17 protein-coding genes are annotated in these 20,499 nt (G+C 57.2%); 7 read left to right on the plus strand and 10 right to left on the minus strand.

What is annotated here, in order from left to right:
- Window positions 1–4: 4 nt before the first annotated feature.
- Genes MWR57_RS04750 through MWR57_RS04760 form a run of 3 tightly spaced genes read right to left on the minus strand, consistent with a single transcriptional unit; the run spans window position 5 to window position 5,915 of the window.
- Complete coding sequence (locus MWR57_RS04750; RefSeq protein WP_423123648.1) at window positions 5–1,243, minus strand: OmpP1/FadL family transporter; 1,239 nt, start codon at window positions 1,241–1,243, stop codon at window positions 5–7.
- Entirely contained in the window at window positions 1,240–2,961 is a 1,722-nt protein-coding gene (locus MWR57_RS04755) for an AMP-binding protein (protein ID WP_423123649.1), read from the minus strand. The genes MWR57_RS04750 and MWR57_RS04755 overlap by 4 nt, the downstream gene beginning before the upstream one ends.
- Window positions 2,958–5,915: a 7TM diverse intracellular signaling domain-containing protein gene (locus MWR57_RS04760; protein WP_423123650.1), complete on the minus strand. Its 2,958-nt coding sequence runs from the start codon at window positions 5,913–5,915 to the stop codon at window positions 2,958–2,960. Before MWR57_RS04760 ends, MWR57_RS04755 begins: the two co-directional genes overlap by 4 nt.
- Before the next feature lie 27 nt (window positions 5,916–5,942).
- Between MWR57_RS04760 and MWR57_RS04765 the strand changes: the two genes are divergently transcribed.
- Both MWR57_RS04765 and MWR57_RS04770 read left to right on the plus strand, forming a co-directional pair.
- Window positions 5,943–6,203: a hypothetical protein gene (locus MWR57_RS04765; RefSeq protein ID WP_423123651.1), complete on the plus strand. Its 261-nt coding sequence runs from the start codon at window positions 5,943–5,945 to the stop codon at window positions 6,201–6,203.
- A gap of 76 nt (window positions 6,204–6,279) precedes the next feature.
- Window positions 6,280–6,681: a hypothetical protein gene (locus MWR57_RS04770; protein ID WP_423123652.1), complete on the plus strand. Its 402-nt coding sequence runs from the start codon at window positions 6,280–6,282 to the stop codon at window positions 6,679–6,681.
- 36 nt (window positions 6,682–6,717) lie between these two features.
- On the opposite strand, the gene MWR57_RS04775 is transcribed toward MWR57_RS04770, so the two are convergent.
- Window positions 6,718–7,206, minus strand: coding sequence for an NUDIX hydrolase (locus MWR57_RS04775; RefSeq protein WP_423123653.1), 489 nt, complete (start codon window positions 7,204–7,206; stop codon window positions 6,718–6,720).
- A gap of 154 nt (window positions 7,207–7,360) precedes the next feature.
- Between MWR57_RS04775 and MWR57_RS04780 the strand changes: the two genes are divergently transcribed.
- From MWR57_RS04780 to MWR57_RS04790, 3 genes are all read left to right on the plus strand, one after another.
- Window positions 7,361–8,356 carry a diguanylate cyclase domain-containing protein gene (locus MWR57_RS04780; RefSeq protein ID WP_423123654.1) on the plus strand — a complete coding sequence of 332 codons (996 nt, stop codon included), beginning with the start codon at window positions 7,361–7,363 and terminating at the stop codon, window positions 8,354–8,356.
- A 30-nt stretch (window positions 8,357–8,386) separates the two neighbouring features.
- Entirely contained in the window at window positions 8,387–8,605 is a 219-nt protein-coding gene (locus MWR57_RS04785) for a hypothetical protein (protein WP_423123655.1), read from the plus strand.
- A 118-nt stretch (window positions 8,606–8,723) separates the two neighbouring features.
- A complete protein-coding gene (locus MWR57_RS04790; protein WP_423123656.1) occupies window positions 8,724–9,803 on the plus strand; it encodes a two-component system sensor histidine kinase NtrB in 1,080 nt (359 codons plus the stop codon).
- Window positions 9,804–9,809: 6 nt separating this feature from the next.
- Here MWR57_RS04790 and MWR57_RS04795 read toward each other — a convergent pair whose 3' ends face one another.
- The 6 genes from MWR57_RS04795 to MWR57_RS04820 all read right to left on the minus strand — a co-directional run bounded on the left by MWR57_RS04795 (window position 9,810) and on the right by MWR57_RS04820 (window position 18,555).
- The gene (locus MWR57_RS04795) at window positions 9,810–10,535 is read right to left on the minus strand and encodes a flagellar brake protein (protein ID WP_423123657.1); all 726 of its coding nucleotides are present in this window, start codon (window positions 10,533–10,535) and stop codon (window positions 9,810–9,812) included.
- Between the two features lie 104 nt (window positions 10,536–10,639).
- Window positions 10,640–11,896, minus strand: a complete 1,257-nt coding sequence (locus tag MWR57_RS04800; RefSeq protein WP_423123658.1) for a diguanylate cyclase — start codon at window positions 11,894–11,896, stop codon at window positions 10,640–10,642.
- A 52-nt stretch (window positions 11,897–11,948) separates the two neighbouring features.
- On the minus strand, window positions 11,949–12,764 hold the full coding sequence (locus MWR57_RS04805) for a GGDEF domain-containing protein (RefSeq protein WP_423123659.1): 816 nt from the start codon (window positions 12,762–12,764) through the stop codon (window positions 11,949–11,951).
- Window positions 12,765–12,855: 91 nt separating this feature from the next.
- A complete protein-coding gene (gene mutY / locus MWR57_RS04810) occupies window positions 12,856–13,929 on the minus strand; it encodes an A/G-specific adenine glycosylase (RefSeq protein ID WP_423123660.1) in 1,074 nt (357 codons plus the stop codon).
- 11 nt (window positions 13,930–13,940) lie between these two features.
- Window positions 13,941–18,092, minus strand: coding sequence for a DEAD/DEAH box helicase (locus MWR57_RS04815; protein ID WP_423123661.1), 4,152 nt, complete (start codon window positions 18,090–18,092; stop codon window positions 13,941–13,943).
- 16 nt (window positions 18,093–18,108) lie between these two features.
- Complete coding sequence (locus MWR57_RS04820; RefSeq protein WP_423123662.1) at window positions 18,109–18,555, minus strand: thioredoxin family protein; 447 nt, start codon at window positions 18,553–18,555, stop codon at window positions 18,109–18,111.
- A gap of 48 nt (window positions 18,556–18,603) precedes the next feature.
- On the opposite strand from MWR57_RS04820, the gene MWR57_RS04825 reads away from it, so the two are divergent.
- Both MWR57_RS04825 and MWR57_RS04830 read left to right on the plus strand, forming a co-directional pair.
- Window positions 18,604–19,362, plus strand: a complete 759-nt coding sequence (locus MWR57_RS04825; protein WP_423123663.1) for an MBL fold metallo-hydrolase — start codon at window positions 18,604–18,606, stop codon at window positions 19,360–19,362.
- 353 nt (window positions 19,363–19,715) lie between these two features.
- The gene (locus MWR57_RS04830) at window positions 19,716–20,432 is read left to right on the plus strand and encodes a Bax inhibitor-1/YccA family protein (protein ID WP_423123664.1); all 717 of its coding nucleotides are present in this window, start codon (window positions 19,716–19,718) and stop codon (window positions 20,430–20,432) included.
- Window positions 20,433–20,499 lie beyond the last annotated feature (67 nt).

A 20,499-nucleotide genomic window follows, 5' to 3' on the forward strand; every position in this document is an offset into this window, starting at 1 on the left:
CATATTAAAAGCGGTATTGCAGCCCGATGTTGAGGAGATGGGCCGCGGAATTGTCGAAGGTGCCGTTTGGTTTAGGAGCGGAACTGGCAACGGTTCTGCTTTCTTTGTCGTCGTAGAGATAGGCCGCGCCAACTTGAAGTGTGTCGGTGATCTGGTATCGCGCGCCGATGGAATATATTTTGGCGTCGGAATCCGGCAGCTCAAATCCCAGGGTTTGGTCCGGGACCGGGTTTTTATCGATGGCGAATCCGGCCATGACGGTCCAATGGGTGTTCAGCTTGTGGGTTAGGCCAATGCGGAAGGCATCGGTGTTGCTCCAGTTTTTTGCGCCAGGGGCATCGAAAAGGGCGTAGAGGGTGGGGTTGATGGTCAGCAGTGAAACATCGTAATTGAAATCCAGCTTGTCGTAGGCGCTCCAGTAGGTCTTGTCATAGGTGAACTCCACCGTGGTCGCAGCAAAGGTGTAGGCAGCGGCCAAGGTGAGCACCGCCGGGGCAGGCACCATGACCTCTGCGTACCGGTTGTTGTAAACAGTGGCGCCGCCAATGCCAAGCGTTGCGTCTCCCTCAATCTCCAAGTCGACCTTGGAGCGGTAGGTTGCGGCAAGCGAGAGGTTGCTGACCGGCTTATAGGTGGCGGCGAGGTTGTACCCGTAGTCCGTGGCGGAGCCTTCGAGATCCCGTCGCGCCAGGCCGAGGGTGCCGAGGGTATCGGTGCTTTTTACCTTGCCTTCGCTGTAAATTGCCCGCACTCCTGCGGCAACGGAAAAGGTGTCGGTTACCTGATACGAAAGATTGGGGTTGAGCTCATAGGTTTTCAGAGTGAATTCTTCCGAGGTCATGCGAGGATACGAGGCCTCCCATCGTTTGGACAGGCCGTAGGGATAGACCAGCGAAAGGCCGAAGCGAAAGTTGTTGTACTGGGGCGAGACAAGGTGAAACTCGGGGAGGGCAAAATTTTCTGTTCTGGAGCCGCCGCTTCTGGCGGAGGAGTTGTTGTCGGTATACTCAATGCTCGCCAGATTAATGTAGGTGAGGCTGAACTCGGAATGCCAGCCCTCCTCCAGCCAGCTCATGTTGGCCGGGTTGTAATAACTGGCGTCTGCGCCCGGAGTGTTGGCCACATAGGCGTTACTGAGCGCCACTGAGTTTGTGGATTGCTCCGGGATGCGATAGCCCGAGGCAAAGGCGGGGCCGGCGGCCAGTATTCCGGCCAGGGCGACAACAGCGATTCTTTTTTTCATCTCCTCTCTCCTTTTTTTCCGTTCATATCAGAGCAGGCGGAACTGGTGTACAGATAGCGCTTTATTTTATGGGTCGCGGTTTTGGTGAACGGCTCGCGGTGTTCGCTTGCCTGGGTAAGCTGCCCATACGGGGGCAGTTGCTGGTTCACCTGTTTTTTGATTTCAGCCAGAATCCCGGCGATATGGTCCCTCTGTCGGGCCTGGTCCTTGCCTCGGGTTTCGGCATCGATCAGCTCGTAATCGAGATAGACCAGGGCTTCCAATCGGTTGTCGCGTTCGCGCACCAACGATTCCACCACATGCTGGAAGGCGTTGATCTTCTCCTCGATCGCTTCAGGATAGATGTTCTCGCCGTGGGAAAGGACGATCACGCTTTTGGAACGGCCCTTGATAAAGAGATTGCCCTGCGGGTCGAGATAGCCGAGATCGCCGGTGGAAAGCCAGCCGTCGGGAGCAAGGACTTCCCTTGTCGCCTCAAGATTGGCGCGATACCCTTGCATCACATTGGGGCCCCGGACCAGGATTTCACCCAGGCCCGTTTCAGAGTTTGCTTTGCTGATCCGGACCTCCACATTCTGCACCGGTTTTCCTGCCGAACCCAGGGCGATGCTCGAATCGCCGTATGGCCCGGCGCTGACCAGGGGGGAGGCTTCGGTCAAGCCGTAGCCGACAATATATGGAAAGTCGGCTTCGGCCAGGAATTGTTCCACTTCGATGTTGAGCGATGCGCCGCCGATGGCGACAAACTTCAGCGTGCCTCCGAAAAATAGTTGCAGTTTCCGACCGATTTTTTGCAGGATCTTGCGGCGGACGAGGGGCAGCTTCATGGCTGCCCGCATGAAAACATTGGCGCTGATGACCGGCAGCACCTTTTTTTTGTAAATCTTCTCCATGACCATGGGCACCATGCACATGATGGAGGGGTGTTCGTGTTTGCAGATCCGTTCAAGAACAGTGGGCGTCGGGGTCTTGCCTGCATAGACGATGCGGGAGCCCGTGGCCAGCGGCACCAGGAAGCTGATGGTGAATTCATAGGCATGGGACATGGGCAGAATCGAAAGAAAGGTCCAGCCCTGCACCGGTTCATCGGGAAAGATGGACAGGGTGGAGCGAACATTGCTGATGAAGTTTTTATGGCTCAGCATCACCGCCTTGGCATGGCCGGAGGTGCCGGAGGTATAGATGATCGAGGCGGTGTCGTCCGGACCGGCCAGATCCGCGGCGATGGCTTTTTTCTTTTCCGGAAGATCCCTGGCGGTAAGGAGAAAACGGCTGAAGGGCAGGGTGGTCAAGAGGTTGTTCGGGTCGATGGCGTCATCCAGGGTGATCACAACCTTGAGTGTGTTGCCCGGAAGCTCGTAGAGCTTTTCAAGCTGGCGCTGGGTGGTGAAGAGAATGCTTGCTCCGGCTTCCTTCAAAATGTGCTTGACGTCGGCCTCCGGAAAATCAGGAAGGATCGGAACCGCGATCGCCCCAAGCCGGACAATGCCGAAATACGCCATGCCCCACTGGGGGGAATTGTCGGCGAGAATCGCCACCCGGTCGCCTTTTTTGATGCCTTGTTCCTTGAGCAGGGCCGCGATTTCCAGGGCTTTTTGGCGGAACTCCCCGTAGTGCAAGGGCGGCTGAAAGGCGAGGCCTGTTGCGGGCAGGTTTTTGAAGGAGAGGGAACTTTCCTCCAGCAGCAGATTCAGTGTCGTTATGGCGGTGGCGATCATGGGCGCACGGCGGTAAATTTTTCCAGAATCTGGTACATGCTTTGTATTTCCACGGGTTTGGTCAGATACGCGTCCATGCCGGCTGCAAGGCATTTTTCCCGGTCGCCCTTAATGGCGTTGGCGGTGAGGGCGATGATGGGCAGATCGAGCCCCAGGCTCTGGCGGATGGCCTTGGTGGTGGTCAATCCGTCCATTTTCGGCATGATGACATCCATCAACACCGCATCATAGGTTTTTTCTTGCAGGGCCGCCAGCGCCTCATGACCGTTGCCCGCTATATCAACCAGAATGCCGGCTCTTGTCAAGAGTTGACTTGTCACCATCTGGTTTACCGGGTCGTCCTCGACCACAAGCACCTGTTTTCCCTTCAGGGTCGTGAATTGTTTTTTGTCGTTTTCCCGAGGCGGGAGAGAGGTGCAGGCCGGTGTGGCATCTGCCGTTTCGAGACAGGTGACGATTGCTTCGAACAGATAGGATTGCTTAAGCGGCTTGGTCAGGACGACAACCCGGGGGCACCCCTGGAGGTTTTCAAGGGGTGGCCCGGAATCGGGTTGGGTGAGAATTATGGCCGGAGTCAGGGACTCGTCCGGGTGGCTGGCCGCCCGGTTTGCCAGAAAATGCGGGAGATCGAGTTCGGGCAGGGAGCTGTCGAGAACAAAGAGTGCGTGTTCCGAGGTGTTTTGGGTGATAGCGCCTGCGGCAAAGGGCTGGAGGATTTCCGGCCTGCAAGCAAAACCCGCGAGCATCTCCAGCAAGGTTTCCCGCAAGGCCGGGTGGCGTGTCGCCACCAGAACCCTGGCTCCGGAAATCGAGGTGGGAAGGACAAGGGCGTGCTGGGCCTCTTGGGGTTGAAGCTCTACGCTGACGGTAAAACGGAAGGTGCTTCCTCTGCCCGGCTCGCTTTCGGCGCTGATTTCGCCCCCCATGAGGGTGACCAGTTGTTTGCTGATGGCAAGGCCAAGCCCGGTTCCTCCATACAGTCTGGAGGTTGAGCTGTCTGCCTGGGTGTATTCGCTGAAGAGTTGTCTGATTTGGGCATGGTTGATGCCGCTGCCTGTATCCCGGACGGAAAAGGAGAGGATTGCCGCATTATCGGTCAGTCTTTCGCCGTGGGCCGTGACGGCGACCTCGCCTGTTTGGGTGAACTTGATGGCGTTGTTGACAAGGTTGATCAGAATCTGCCGCAGGCGGAGGGCGTCGCCCTTCAAGGCGCAGGGGGTGTTGCCGCGCACGTTGATGAGCAATTCAAGGCCTTTGTCCGCGGCCTGCTTGCCGAATAGATCCGCAAGACTCTCCAAGGTTTCCCGCAGGTCGAAATTGGCGCACTCAAGGTCAAGGCGCCCCGCTTCTATTTTCGAGAAATCAAGGATGTCGTTGATCAGGGCAAGCAGCGTTTTTCCCGAGTCCTGGATAACGGCGAGGTATTGCCGGAGTTTTTCTGTTTCGGCTAATTTTGACGCCATGTTTGCCATGCCGAGGATGGCGTTCATCGGGGTGCGGATTTCGTGGCTCATGGAGGCAAGGAACTGGGACTTTGCCTTGCTGGCCGCTTCCGCCCGGGCTTCGGCTTTTTGCCGGTCCTCGGCCTCTCTGGCGAGGTTTTCGTTGACCCGGCTCAGGTCTGCTGTTCGCGCTTCAAGCAGAGTCTCCAGGGAGTTTTTGAACTGTTCCATATCCCGGAAGGATTTTTCCAGCTCGCCGTGGGCTTCCTCAAGCTCCCGGGCGTAAACGGTCTGCATCTGCTCCTTTTCCTGTTTCATGAGCTGGAATCGGTCGGCAAGCCCCATGGACAACAGGATGACCTCCCAGGCCGAGCCGAGCTGGATTCCCCAGTGGGTAATGAAGATGTGGGGCAGGATGCCGAAGGTTTTCAGGGCATACACCGTTACCCCCAGCATGGAAACGGACCAGGCCAGAAAATAATAGCGGGCCGGACGGTAGCCTTTGATCATGCAGGTAAATCCGGCAACGATCAGGGCAACCACGGTCAGGCTCATCAGCGTCGCCAAACGGATGCTCAGATTGTAGCCGACAAAAAGGGTAAGAACGCTGCCGAGCGCGGAAAGAACGAGACCTGCCCGGAGAATGGCGTCAATCCGGGGGACGTTTTTTGCCGTGTCGAGAATGTTTCTGGTGAACTGGGTGGCGAAGATATAGGCGAGAAAAATAAACAAGGGTGTGCAGTTGTTGGCCCACCAGATCCGATTGGGCCAGAAATACTGAAAAGCCATGCCGTTGACGCTCAACTGGAAGAGCATGTAGGTGAAGACAAAAAGAACGTAGTAGAGATAGGTGCTGTCCTTGAGGCCGAGATAGATGAAAAAGTTGTAGATCATCATGACCAGCAGGATGCCGTAATAGATGCCCAGCAGCGTCTGTTCCCTGGTGATTTCCTCGGCCAGGCAGGCTGGGGAATGCAGTACGATGGGCAAATTCAGGGAGCTTGTCGTTTCACAGCGCAGGTACAGGGTTTTCTCTTCGCCGGAAGCCAGCATGACCGGGAAGATGGTATTTTTGTGTTGGATGGCCCTGTCTTTGAAGGGCAAGCTGTCGCCTGCCTTAAAAACGGTGAAGGTCTCCGGTCCGGAGGGGATATACAAATCTATCTGGTCAAGCAGGGGGTATTTTATTTCGAGAAAATACTCCACCGTGCGGGGCAGGCTGTTTTTTACGGTAAAACGAGCCCAGACCGCGGAAGTGGTAAAGCCGAAGCTGGGGGTTTCGGTGGAAGATGGGGTGAAACGGGGTTCGTTTTGCCGGGAGATAATGTCGGTGATGGTGAGATGTGTGGTGGGATCTTCCAGGAGTTCGAGATGTTTCGCCAGGAAGTACGAGCCGTGTTCCGGAGTGATAACCACCGGAGCAGGCATGGCCCAAACAGTTGCCGGGGATGCCAAAAGGCAGAAAAAAGCGAAGCCCTGGAGGCAAAGCCCCAGCATGAGTCGGGTGAGCATCAATGCATCGAGCCTGTGCGTGGCGGCATGGATATCGGCCTTGTGTTTCGTGGTCTGGAAGAGGACAGATATGATTCATTTACTATAAACATGAAAAACAAGGCAAAAACAATATCTTTGTCGTGTTTTATCAGCGGGTTAATGGGATTTTTAGCTCACGGAAGCTGTAAAAGGGGAAAGGCAGTGGCAAAGAGGTGGCGGGCGGAAAAATATTTTTTAGCGGATTGTGCCACATTGCGGTATAATTTTTTGCATGGTATGTGGTCGGCCATTCAAGATAATGGTTGATCAAGGGGCAGGGCGATGAATACATGGCATCGCGTGTTGTCCGGGTTGTTTCAAGCCAAACGCAGGAGGTGGTGGGATGCAGCAGCGAAAGAGCGTGGTCATGGCGACGATGGCGGTATGCCTGGTGTTGTTGTCGCAGGGAGTGGTTTTTGCCGGAGAAACAACCTACCGTTTTGACCCTGTGACCCAGTCCAGCCGGGCCATGGAGTTCAAGAACACCTGGGAAGGGTATAAGCTCTATCAAAGCAACTGCAAGAGTTGCCATTTTAGGGGCAATGACAAGGGCGCCAGGTTCCTGGATACTGATTCCAGGACCATGCGGGGATGGAATACGGTTTTTTACAAGAAAAATGTGCAATGCGCCAAGGATGGCTCTTGGGCCAAGTTATCGCAGAAAGAGTTGTTGGCTATCAACGATTACCTGTACAGCAAGGCATATGACACTTGGGATCCCCGCTCCAACAAAAGCTGTGGCTGATAAGCTCAGACTGCTCCCGGTCCGGGAGCGATACCGTCAGACCCTGGTGAAGTTCCAGCTCAGCGGCCGGCCGTTTTTATATGGAAGGTGGCCATGAAAGATGCGGGGGTCGGAATCAAACACCAGGGGTAGAAAATACCGGTCTCCTTCCCACATCGGCAGGAGATGCAGATGATCGATGGGGTGCCAGGCAAGCGCCCCTTCTTCATTTTCCGGGAAGGGGGTGCCGTGGAAGCGGTCGATCCGGAAGATAAATCCCAGCCAATCTTCCCCGTGCGGTCCGAAGCCGGGCCAGTTGATGGTCCCGCGCAACAGGATTTCCTCGCAGTCGATCCCGGCTTCTTCCTTGATCTCTCTCGTGATGCAGGTGAGGACATCCTCGTCGGGCCGCATTTTGCCGCCCAGGCCGTTGTATTTGCCCAAATGGGCATCAGTTGGGCGGGCATTGCGGTGGACAAGAAGGGTTTGGGTCCGGTCCGGAGAAAGAATGTAGCCAAGGGTGCCGATGATGGGGGTGTAGGGCATGTCCGTCCTGTGGTCGGGGAGAGGTGCAAGGTTGAGGAAAATATTTGTTTCTTTCAAAATCCGCTATGATTCTATACCATGATTCCAGGCAGGGAAAGAACCGCGGATCAGTGATGGCTGTCCGCGGTTCTTGGCTTAAAGTATAGAGGCGAAAATGGCAATCCTTATTGTTGATGATATCCCGGTAAACCTGATGCTGCTCGAGGAGATGCTCCGGCAGGAGGGATATGCGGATATTTATTGTGTCAGAAGCGGTCAGGAAGCCCTGGAAATGCTCGCGGCAACGGAAAAGGGTGCGGTCGAGGAGAAAAGAGTCGATCTCATCCTCATGGACGTCATGATGCCTGGCATGGATGGTATAGAAACCTGCCAACGGATAAAGGCGCAGGATGGGCTGCGGGATATTCCGGTGATCATGGTCACGGTTCGCGATGACGATGAGGCGCTCGCCCAGGCCTTCGCCATGGGAGCGACCGACTATATCATTAAGCCGGTAAAGGAGATAGAGCTGCTGGCCCGGGTTCGCGCCGCCCTGAAGCTGAAGCATGAAACCGATCGGCGCAAGGCGCGGGAGCTGGAGCTGGTCGAACTCACCACGCAACTCGACCTGCTGAACCGCCGCCTGATGCACATGGTGCCGCGAGACAGTCTCACCGAGGTGGGCAATCGTCGTTATTTTGATGAAATCCTGGGCAGGGAATGGAATCGCGCCCGGCGGGAGCTGGTTCCCCTTTCGCTGTTCATGGTGGGCCTCGATGATTTTAAACGATTTAGCGAAACCCGTGGCCGGGACAAGGGCGATGAATGGCTGCGCAAGGTGGCTGATGCCCTGAGTTGTGTTCTCAAGCGGGCCGGGGACACCGTGGTCCGCTATGGCGAGGAGGAGTTTGCCGCCATTCTCCCCAATACCCCAAATGGTGGAGCCATGACCGTGGTCCATGAGTTTATGGCGTATATGGCCGCCTTGGACGGCGGGGACGGCGCCGCGCAAACAGCCGGGGAGACCCTGACGCTGAGCGTTGGCCTTGCAACCGCCGAGCCGTGTCGAGGCTCGGATATGCAGGGGCTGATAGCTGCCGCGGAGGGAGCGCTCTATCTGGCCAAGGGGGACGGGGGCAACCGGATCAAGGTGGCTCTTGATTGCCAGTAATTTCTGAAACCTATTGGTGGGAGGAGGATCATGATGAAACAGTGCAGCCTGCATGATTTTATGGAAGAACTGAAGCCTTGGCTCGACACGAATCACATCCGCAGCGCCGAGTTGAGCGGCGGGAATCAGTTGACCCTCTATTTTCTGGATGGGATGAAGAACGTGTATCGGATTGATGATTGCAACGAGAGCCAGATCCGGGCCATTGTCAGCGATTTGAAGAAAAAAGGGATAGCGGTAAAGGAATAATTTTTGAGCATGATCGAGGTCAGGGATTCCGCGTTACCCTTGATCTGGTGGCATAATTTTGATATGCGGCAGGGGCAGCATCGGGCAAGCTTTTCGTGGGCCATGATCTGGTGGGGGTATGACTGAGCAAACACCGGCGGAGACGCAGAAGCAATTTATCATTCTCAAGAACGCGGTTGAAAACACCAACGAGGCTTTCGTCACCATTGATGAAAGCTCCACGGTGATCTTTTTCAACAGGGCGGCGGAGAGGATGTTCGGGTATGACCGGACGGAGATTGTCGGTCACGATCTGGGCAAAATCCTCACCACCATGTGCAGGGCCGGACATGAGCTGGCCGTGGCCCGGTATGTCGGCACCGGGCAGGCAACCTTGATCGGGCATGAGACGGAACTGGTGGTGGCCCGTAAAAACGGGGAAACCTTTCCCGCCACCATCTCTTTTTCCGTGGCGAACATTGAGGGGCAGCGCTATTTTACCGGGCTGGTCAGGGATCTCTCGGACACCAAGGTTCTGGAGGATCGTCTTGCCCAGAATGAGCGGCTGGCCGCGCTGGGGCAGACCGTGGCCGAGATCAACCATGAAATAAAAAATCCCCTGATCATGATTGGCGGGTTTGCCCGGCAGCTTTTGAAAAAAGCAACCGAGGAGAAAGACCGGGCCAAATTGACCATCATCGTGGATGAGGTCACCCGCCTGGAACACCTGCTTGCCGGGCTGAAAGAGTTGTACCGGCCCCCGCAGCTCAATCTTGCCGGAGTTTCCCTGAACGAGCTCCTGACCGAGGTTGTTACCCTGGCGCATTCCTATTCCGGCGGCAAAGGGGTTGATATCCGGCTGGCATCCTCCAGCGATGTCGTGGTCGAGGTGGACAGGGAGAAGATGAAACAGGTGCTGGTGAACCTTGTGAAGAATGCGATTGAAGCGACCCCCCCCGGAGGGGAGATCGTGGTCAGCACCAGGGTGCAGGAGGATCTGGTGGAGGTTGAGGTGACGGACACCGGGGAGGGGATCCCCGAGGAGCTCAAAAAAAGGATATTCCTGCCTTTTTTCACCACAAAAGAGCAGGGGACCGGCCTGGGCCTCTGCATTTCCAAAAGGATTATCGAGGATCACCCCGGCTGTTCATTTCAGTTGGACAGCAAGGAAGGCAAGGGTACCGTCGCCACCATCGGCTTCCGCCGCAGCAAGGAATGACCTGCCTCAGACCCGCAACCCCTTGAGAATCAATTCCCGCTCGCGCTGCCGGATGTATCGGGTCAATTCATCTTCTTCCTTCCGTTTGCTCCGGAAGGCAACGCCGTAACAAACAATACCCCCCTGCCGGTCATGGTAGGTTCGAACAACGTCTCCCTGGGATATTTTTTTCTGCTGCCAACCCGTGAGGATATTCTCTTCTTCTCGGGCTGGAATCGATAGGGCTATGTCCTGGATGGTGTTTCGCGACAAACTCATCGGTTTTTTTGAAAAAAAGAGCATGCCCGTGGCGCTGATATTTTTCAAGATGAGGCCGGTGTGCAGCGTGTTGTCGCTGCGGAAGGAAACATGGCAGCCGTGCGGGACATCGACCCGGTAACGGGCCCGACGCTGCAGGCGGAACATCTCCTTCGGGCGGGAAGATCGCAGAGTATCCAGGGATTCCGACAGGATTCGTACGTCAAAATGGTTGGTGAGTCTGGCTTTGTCCTTGAAAATAATGCGGATCTTCGGGCATGGGGACCAATCCCGCGGTTTATCGATGAGCAATTCCTGGTCGTTGGCGCCGATCAGGATGGCGGGCCCGGACTGGTATCCTGTGCCGGCAAGAAAGATCGGGAGATGTTCCGTCACCAGCCATGCGAGAGTCCGCTCGATACGCTCGCTTGCGGCGGATGATTCATAACCCGCGCCGATGTCCAGCCAGCCGGGAACGGAGGGTGTTTTTTTCATGGTGAACGTGTCATCCCTTGAACGAATTGATCTTCGAGGGATTTTACGACGAACGGTTCGGCCAGGCAATACGGGGGACTCTGTATTTTTCCTGGCAAATTGATTCAGGACGCGATGCCGACGCGATTGCGCCCGGCTTTTTTGGCCTCGAGCATGGCGGTGTCTGCCTGCTTGATAAAGTCGGACAGGCTGGGTTGATCTGCGGTGGTCTCCGGGGAATAGCACGCCACGCCGAAGGTGGCGGTGATCCGGATATGATGCTGGTCAGCGATGCTGACCTGGCCCTCGATGGCTTGCCGTAAGCGTTCCGCCAGGGCGCAGGCTTGTTCCAAGTTGGTTTCCGGCAAAAGCATGAGGAATTCTTCTCCGCCGTAACGACCGAGGGTGTCGGTCTGGCGGCATTGCTCCTGGGCCGTGGCGCTGATCGTTTTCAGCACCGCATCGCCAGCTTCATGACCGTAACTGTCATTAACCATTTTGAAATGGTCTGCATCAAAAAAGATACAGGCAAGGGGATGGCGGTAACGGGTGGTACGCTCGAGTTCCTCCTTGAGACGGTCATGCAGGAAACGGCGGTTCTTGAGTTTGGTCAGGTCATCGGTGATCGTCATCTCCCGGATGAGGTTTTCCGCGGCCACCAGCTTTCTTTTGAGTGCGCCCACCAGACGATGGACGATCCCCATAAACGAGATCAGTGTTCCCGTGAACAGCAGGCCAAGGAGCAGCCTGTGCAGCATCTGAGCGCGCATCATGTCGTTAATGTTGAAGCGGACGCTGATGCCGCCGCGCACATCGCCAAGCTGATATCCTTGCCCGGCATGGCAGGTGAGGCAGGGTTTTTCAACGAAAAGCGGGGCCATGTACCGGTAATAGGTGGCCTCACCAATTTTTTCCTTGCCGATGGCCTCGGTTTTCCCCTGGGAAAAACTCAGCAGCGCCTGCAGTTCAAAGGGGTCTGGAATATTATTGGGATTGAGCGGTTTGAGGCTGGTGATGTGGAACTGGAACGCGCCTTCACGGTCGGCGATTTCCGAGATTTCCCTGGTCATCAGGGCTGGGTTTTTTTTGGTGTAGGTCTTGCCGTTGCTGGCTGTGATGTCCGGGTTTTCAAGGTAGGGGTTGGATTGCATGCCCGGCACTTTTTCGACATAAACGCCGCCGTGCAGTGCATTCCATTTACGGGCAATGACCAGGCTGTTGAAAAGCGCCTGGGCTCGGCTCGTGAGTTCTTTTTCGATGGTCTTCTGGTGGTTGAGGTAAATGCCCGTGAAGAGTGAGGAAATGAACAGCAGGATCACCATGCTGATATTGACGGCAAATCGCTTCCAGGGGGATTTGTAATCTGAATTTTGGAGTGTCATGTTTTGTCTTTATTCAAAAAAGTGGTGCGATTTTCACCGAAATATCGAAAAGTTACGGGGCTTGCGGCTTTTCGGTAAAATTCTCCCGTGCGAGGCCGCAGGAGTCAGAGTGCTTTGTCGCGGCTAGCTCGGAGTAGGCAACCACCTTGTTGCGGCCTGCCTTCTTGGCCCGGTAAAGGGCCTGGTCGGCAAAGGCCAGCAGTTCTTCCGGTTTTTTCGGGGAGTGGGCCCGGTTCGAAGCCAGGCCGATGCTGATGGTGACCCGCATGGCAACGTCCTTATCCTGATGGGTATAGGCCTCAGCCCGGGCGCGGATACGTTCGGCAATGCGCATGGCGCCTTCCAGATCCGTGTTGGGCAGGAGGACGGCGAACTCCTCTCCCCCATAACGCGTCACGGTGTCGGTGGCGCGGGCTTCGTGGAGAATCTGTTCCGCCGTTGCCTTCAGGACCAGATCGCCAAAGGGATGGCCGCAGGTGTCGTTGACCTCCTTGAAAAGGTCGAGGTCGAGCATCATGCAGGACAGTTCCGTCCGGTGGCGTTGGGCCAGGAGAAACTCATGGCGAAGCATTTCCTGGAAGTATCGGTGGTTGTACAGGCCGGTCAGGCTGTCCCGGCTGGACTGCTCGCGGAGCTTCTTGTTGAGGATGCTCAGTTCATGGGCGACGGATGCCATGCGATTGGCGTGGGAGATCAGCAGGCTGAGCAAAAGAGCGGTGATGCCCGCGGTTATCCCCCCGACCAGGAGATGCTCGGGATCAAAATAGGGGATTTCCGGATGCATGAAGGAATCGATGACCGGACTGATGTTGGCCATGAGCAGCAGAATGGCCATATAAATCAGCACGCGGATCATCCGTTGGCGCATTGTTTCCTCCCTTTCTGAAAGATTCAACCCCTGCCTCTGTGTAATAGTATAGTAACAAGGAAGGCCTGGAAAGTACAGGCAAGGCGTTTTTTCATAGTTCTCCCGCCAGGCGATTGATCAAGCGGCGGTGGGGGGAGGGAAAGGCGAAATTCTCAAGTTCCTCCGGGGTTACCCAGCGGAATTCCTGGGCGGCGTGGAGGACCGGCGTGCTACCATTGCCCCGCAGGCGGCAGTGGTAGCAGTGCAGCGTGACCCGGTATTTGGTGAAGCTGTGGGTGATGGTGGCGATTTTTTTAAGCCCTTGGATGGCAAAGCCTGTTTCCTCCCGATATTCCCGCACCAGCGCCTGTTCCGGCGTTTCGTCCTCGTGTATGCCTCCGCCGGGGAATTCCCAAAGATTGGGCCAGACATCATCGGGCAGGCGTTTTTGGATGTAAATCTTTCCCTGATGCTGGAGTATCCCGCTTGCCATGGTGATGGGGATGATCTCCCGTGCCTTGCCCGCAACCGGTCTCTCCTTCGTTACTCCTTGAGCAAAGGCCTCGCAGTGAGCGTGGATCGGGCAGACATCGCATCGGGGAGAGCGGGGCAGACAGACCAAGGCGCCCAGTTCCATGAGCGCCTGATTGAAATACCGCGCCTTGCCCTCGGGGATAAGCTCGGCGGCCTTCTGCCAGATGAAGTTGTGGGCCTCTTTTTCTTTGACCGGGACGGTCAGGTTGAAAAGCCGGGAAAAAAGGCGCTCCACATTGGCGTCCACGATGGGGTGGCTCCGGTTGAAGGCGAGGCTCATGATGGCCCCGGCTGTATAGCGGCCAATGCCGGGAAGCTGGAGCAGGGCCGCGTGGTCTTCCGGCAGGGCGGAGCCGTGCCTCAGACAGAGCAGCTCGGCGGTTTTGAGGAGGTTCTTGGCCCGGGAGTAGTAGCCCAAACCTTCCCACAGCCGCAGAACCTCCTGCTCTTTCGCCTCAGCCAGGGCGGCAATGTCGGGAAAATATTCGAGCCAGCGGGTGAAGTAGGCAACCACCCGATCCATCTGGGTCTGCTGCAGCATGATCTCTGAAATCCAGATGTGGTAGGGGAGATAGGTTTTCCGCCAAGGGAGATCGCGACCATTTTGGGCAAACCAGTGGAGCAGTCCATCCTGCAGGGTGGGTAACGACATGGCGGACTTGCTCAGGCTTCCTTCAGCAGCCGCAACAGATCGGCGGGATTCATGGCGTGTCCGACATCGGTGCCTTCCAGCAGGCTGTCCGCCAGGGCTCTTTTTTCGTGGTGGAGGTGGACGATCTTTTCCTCGATGGTATTTTTTGCCACCAGACGGTAGATGGTCACCGGGTGTTTTTGGCCGATGCGATGGGCCCGGTCCGAGGCCTGATCTTCCACGGCGGGATTCCACCAAGGGTCCATATGGATAACGTAGTCCGCGGCGGTGAGGTTGAGGCCAACCCCCCCGGCCTTGAGGCTGATGAGAAAGAGGTCGCCATGACCCGCCTGGAATTCCTGGACCTGGCGCTGGCGTTCCCGGGGGGCGGTGCTGCCGTCGAGGTATCGGTAGGGAATGCCCTGTTGGTCAAGATGTTCGCGAACCAGGCTGAGGTGATCGACAAATTGGCTGAACACCAGGGCCTTGTGCCCGTTTTCCCGCAATTCGTCGACAAGCTTGGCAAACAGGGTGAGTTTGGCGCTGGGGATGTCGGTTTCGGGCAGGACCAGGCGCGGGTTGCAGCAGGCCCTCCGCAGTTTCATGATCTCGGCCAGGATCTGGAGCGAGCGTTTTCCCGGCGGGCCGCCTGTCTGACGCAGATTTTCCAGGGCCCGCTGCCTCAGCGCCGCGTAGAGGGCGGCCTCCTTTTCCTCCATCTCCACCTGCAAAAGAATCTCGGTGCGCTCGGGCAACTCTTCCAGGACCTGTGACTTGAGGCGGCGCAGGATAAAGGGGTTGATCAGTTTTTTGAGTTTTTTCCGCGCCTCCGGGTCGTTGCCGCGCTCGATGGGGATGGCAAACCGCTGGTTGAACTGGTTCAGGGAGCCGAGAAGCCCTGGGTTGATGAATTGAAACAGGTTCCAGAGTTCGGTGAGGTGGTTTTCAATGGGGGTGCCGGTGGTGACCATCTTGAACTTCCCTTGCAAGAGCATGGCTGCCCGCGAGCGTTTGGTGATGAAGTTCTTGATGGCCTGGGCCTCGTCCAGAATGATGGTCTCCCAGTTGCGGGTGGCAAGGAGCGCTGATTCCTGCTGGAGCAGGCCGTAGCTGCAGATCAGCAGATCGAAGGGGCCGAGCTCGGCGAGCATTTTTTTCCTCTGGCGGCCGCCGAAGAGAACGACCCTGAAGGTGGGGGCAAAGCGGTTTGCCTCCTCCTCCCAGTTCGGGCAAACCGAAGTCGGGGCCACCACCAGGGTCGGTCCCTGCTCGGCGCGGGCAAGGGCCAGAGCCAGGGCTTGGATGGTTTTGCCGAGGCCCATGTCGTCCGCCAGGCAGGCCCCCACTCCCCAGTTGGCCAAGCGGGCCAGCCAGTTGAACCCGACCAGTTGATAATCCCGAAGCACGGCCTTGAAGGTGGATGGTATCCGAGGTTCGTATTCCTGCGCTTCCTTGAGCCGGTTTTGCTGTTCCTGCCAGCGTTCATCCGTGTGCAGCTCTCCCACCCCGTTGGTGAAATCCTCCAGGGCCAGGGCGGCAAGAGGGTGGAGGCGGAGCGTGGTTTTTTTGAGCTCGGCAAAGGCGGCGATCTCGTCCAGACGTTTGCGCAGCTCCCGGGAGAGGGAGAGAAAATGGCCATGCCCCAAGGGGATGAAGCGGCTGCTGTGTGTCTGGGCCAGCTCAAGCAGGGTGCGCATGTCGAGAACCAGCGATTCGTTGAGCTTCAGGGTTCCGCTCATCTCAAACCAGTTGTTGCGTTCCTTCACCGTGAGCAGAAACTGATTGAGTTCGGCCGGCGGACTTACCGTGAGGCGTTCCCCCTCGGGCCATTCAATGAGGACGCTATCCGGGAGGCTCTGCAGTTCGAGAAGGAGTTGCAAGCATTCCTCCGGATCCTGCAGCAGCCATTCCCGCTCCAGGTCGGTTCCCTTTGCCAGCATGGGACATGATTCTTCGACAAAGCGGGCGTTTGCTTCTTCAAGTTCCAGGTTGCGCTGGGTCTGGATGCGTTTGCCGCCGCTGTGGGCGATGATGGTTTTGGGGCCTTCGCCCGGCCTCTGGTATGGGCCGTCGGGCTGGAGGGGCCTGACGAGCATGGCCAGCCTGAACCCGGCTCCGTAGGGCAGGAGCTGCATGTGGATCCGCGCGTCCGGCTGCACCTCGGCCACGCCTACGGATTTTCCTTCGATGGTGGAATGGACGGTCATGAAGGAGGAGATGTTGCCCAGGGTGGCAAAAAGTTCGTCCTTGCCGTCGCGGGGAACACTCAAGCCATTGGGGCCGATAATCTCAGCCACCCGCCGATGGTCCTTGGTGATGGGATAAATCCGAAAGCGAGCCGGGGTTTCCCGGAGGACTATCGCCTCCGTGCTGTCGGGCCACGGGGAGAACTGAATCAGCAGCGACTCCCCCTGCTGGTCAACCCGCAATTCCGGTTCGCCTTGCAGGATTTCAACCGGGGTTTTCGGTGAGTCGGCGAGAAAAACATGGGGGTGCCCGAGGAGGGAGACCAGGGCGTCAGGCATGGTAAAGCGGAAAAAAACGCCTCGGCTGTCTTTATGCTCGGCAATGGTTTCACACACCAGGAGATCCTGCGGGCTCAAGAACGGGGGCTTGTTTTTGCGAAACAGTTTCCGTAAGGCCACGGATCTGCCCTTGGTCCATTGGCCGCGGGCGGTAAGATTCTGAATCTTCGGCACCAGGGAGACGAGGCCCTCCTGGGTGCGGTAATCGATCATCCAGGTCAGTCGTGATGCGGTCTCCGGCTTGGCGAGATTCTGGGCTGGGGCCGAGCTAAAGTTGAGGGCGCGCAGGGCGCGTTGCCATTGTTCTTCCGGGGTGATCACGCTTACAAGGGAACAGGCCTGGGCGAGTTCGTCCGTGGTGGCCGCAGGGGCTGATTGTTCTCCTGCCAGATGCAGCAGGGAGCCGTATTCGCGGGCAAGCCACAGATAGCCGTGGGCCGCGGCTTTTTTCCGGAAGGATTTCAGGTGCGGCAGGCAGACCGGGCTGGGCCTTCCTTCGATCCAGTAGGTGACAAGGGAGAGGAATAGCGTGGTGATGCTGTGTGGCCGGGGAAGGATGCTGACCGCCGTCAACCGGTCGCGGGCCAGGTCAAGCCGGTTCTCCCTTGCTTCAACCAGGGCGAGGAGGAGAAAATAGGAGGGCAGAAAGGGGTTGTGGGGCTGAATATCCTCAATGTTCTTGATAATGTCCCTGAGCTGCTGGTGTGCGGTGTAATCACCATTCTGAAGCAGGGCCATCAGGTAAAACAGCCCTTCAACCCCGGTGAAATACGCCTGGTCGTTCAGGTTGGCCTTTCTGATCTTGGCGAGATCTTTTTCGTAGCTGTGAATGGCTGCGGTTGTTTCTCCGGCTAGAAACTGCCGCCAACCCCGCACACCCAGCGGCGCCCCTTGTTGCAGGGTGTTGTCCAGCCAGGCGGAGGCGGCCTGGGTTTGCCCCTGGATGAGCAGATGGGAGGTCAGCAGATAGGAAAAAGGCTCGCGGTTTTTCGCGGAGAGACCCTTGAGGAAGCGTTTGTCTTGCAGGTATTCCTGGGGCAGGACGATTTCCGTAAGGTGGAGCAGCCCGTTCAGGAAGATCTGATGCAGGGCGTAGAGTTGGACATGGAGGGGGAGCTTGGCGAACCATGGCGGATCAAAGGGGGCGCCGCAGAGAGTGACCAGGGGGTTTTCCGGAAAACGTTCCGGGAATTTCTCCTGAAGCGCCAGAAGGGCGAGGAGGTTGTGGGTGTACGCTGTTTCGTCCGCGGCAAGGAGGGCAAGGCGAAGGTCGCGCAGGGAACGGCGCCACAGACAGTTCGGGTCGGGGCTTTTCTCCGGGGCCGGGGTTGGCCAGGCGTGCTGGATGGCGGAGGCCAGGGCCGGAAAGTACGGCTGTTTCCGGCTGTCATGGGCCACGAGCTCAAGGATCTCCCTGCGGCAGGCGCAGTCATTTTCGAGAAGATTTTTTTGCGCAAGCTCGGCCAGTCCGGCCAGGAGATGCCCTTCCGTGGGCGTGGGCCATTTCTGCCCTGCCGCCGAGGGAAACAGGCAGGAAATCAGGGCGGCCTCCCGGATCGGCTCTCCTGTCAAGGCGCAAGCGTGCAGAACGAAGCGGGTTTGTGGCTCCAGGGACTGGTATGCGGCCCACGGGCTTTGGTTGTTTTTCGGGGGGGTCATTGGCAGGGGGGCGATCCTAAGTCCGAATGAAACTGTCGAGTTTGGCGACAAGGGCGTCTTCCGGCAAGGCGCCGACAATCTGGTCGGCAACCTGGCCGTTTTTGAAAAAAATAAGGGTTGGGACGCCCCGGATTCCGTATTGACCGGCGCTGATGTGGTTTGTGCTGGTGTCGATCTTGGCGATGATCGCCCGCCCGAAAAAACGGCGGGCCAATCGCTCTATCACCGGGGCCAGCATTCGGCAGGGACCGCAGGTCGGCGAATAGAAATCGAGCATAACAGGCAGGTCGGCCTCGCGGATTACCTGCGCAACATCCTGGTCGGTAAGCTCGACCGGCGCGGCGTAATCGGCCATGGGCAGAGAGGTCTGGCATTTGCCGCAGCGCGGCTTACGGTGCTGTTTGACGGCGACCACTTTGTTCTTGGTCTTACAGCTTGGACATGCAACAATCAGGCTATTCATGGTATGCTATCGGTCACGTAGGTAAAGGATAAAAAAAGGGCGCTGTGCATGAAAGTCCATTTCTTGGGGGTTGGCGAGGCCTGTGACCCCGAACGCTTCAACACCTCGATTCTGGTTGTGGGCGGGAGCAAAAATCATTATATCCTACTTGACTGCGGATTTACCACCCCCCATCGATATTTTGCTGATTGTTTCGATCCGGACCAGCTTGAGGCTCTGTGGATCTCGCATTTTCACGGGGATCATTTTTTCGGGGTTCCCTTGCTGCTCCTGCGATTCTGGGAGATGGGGCGCGTTAAGCCGCTGCTGCTAGCCGGGCCAAATGGCTTGCGGGAAAAGATTGAGATGGCCCTTGATCTGGCCTACCCTTCTTTTTTAGGGAAACTGCAGTATGCTTTGGAGTATCGCGAGCTTGAGGATGGCGACTCTTTTCAAGGGGCCGGATTTCTCTGGCAGGTGGCCGCCACGGAGCACTCGCAGCCCTGTCTCGCCCTCCGGTTGAATGGTGACGGAAAATCGATATTCTACGGTGGTGATGGGCGGTCCACCGCAGGATCAGCCAATCTGGCAAAGGGATGCACGCTTATGGTGCATGAGGCGTATCGGGTTGCAGGACAGACCGCCAATCATGGCAGCCTTGCCGAGTGCCTCGATGTGGCGCGGCAGGCAGGATGCGAAAAGTTGGCAATCGTGCATATCGCGCATTATGAGCGGGAGCGGGAATCGGGAGCGCTTCGGCGTCTTCTGGGCGAATCCGGCTTGCCGGGCGTTTTTCTGCCGGAACCGGGCGAGAGCCTGGAGCTCTGATCGATAGGCAGCACCAGGGATTCCGGGATGGGGCAGGATCAGCTTTTGCGAAACATGGGGTTCGGGAGATTGCCGCCAGGCTGGCGCCGTATCCTGGCGGCCAGGGGCGTGATGTGCCATTCATCCGGTGGTGGTGAATTATCTGGAACCAAAAAACATGGGGCGCGGTCTTACTTTCAGCGGTTGGGTTTTCCGTCGTCCTGTGATCGCAACCCGTGCTATCGCGACGGAAGAGTGATTAGGCCATGCCCCTGGCAAAGAGGGTCTGCGCGGAAGAGTGGCGCATTATGGCGGAATGATTATTATGAAACCCTGTGGTTCGCAATTTCAAATGTATAGCGCAAGGAGAAATTATGTACAGCAGTGACAACGGCAGAACAATGGTTATCGACCAGTCCCGCTCCCAGGCGGCAACCCTTTTCCTGGCCAAGGTCTTCAACTGGATGGCCATCGGCCTTGGCCTCACCGGGATTACCGCCCTGGTGGTCGTCAGCACGCCGGCCTTGCAGCAGGCGATCTTCGGCAACAAGATCGTGTTCTATGGCCTGATTTTCGGCGAACTTGGCATGGTGATCTATCTCTCCGCCCGGATCGAGCAGATGTCCGCCGGGATGGCGACCGGTCTTTTCCTGGCCTATTCCATCTTGAACGGGGCGACCATCTCCGCGATCCTTCTCCTCTATACCGGCGCCTCCGTTGCCACCACCTTCTTTGTCGCGGGCGGCATGTTCGTTTCCATGGCGATCTACGGCACGGTGACCAAAAAAGACCTCACCAGCATGGGTTCCTTTTTGTTCATGGGGCTCATTGGCATAGTGATCGCCTCGGTGGTGAATATCTTTCTGGCCAGCTCCATGGTTTCCTGGGTGGTTTCCGCCATCGGCGTGATTGTTTTCACCGGCCTGACCGCCTATGACGTGCAGAAGATCACCCGGCTCGGCTCGGGCGGGATCATGGAAAACGGCCAGGCCGCGATCCGGAAGGGCGCGATCATGGGGGCTTTGGCTCTGTATCTCGACTTTGTCAATCTGTTCCTCATGCTGCTCCGGTTTCTGGGGGATCGCCGTTAGGCTGTAGCTCCATAGTCATAGGAAAAAGCGATTGTCCGGGGCGGCAATCGCTTTTTTTTTCGATTTG

This window comes from Hydrosulfovibrio ferrireducens (genome assembly GCF_046883345.1).
Taxonomy (GTDB): domain Bacteria; phylum Desulfobacterota; class Desulfobulbia; order Desulfobulbales; family Desulfurivibrionaceae; genus Thiovibrio; species Thiovibrio ferrireducens.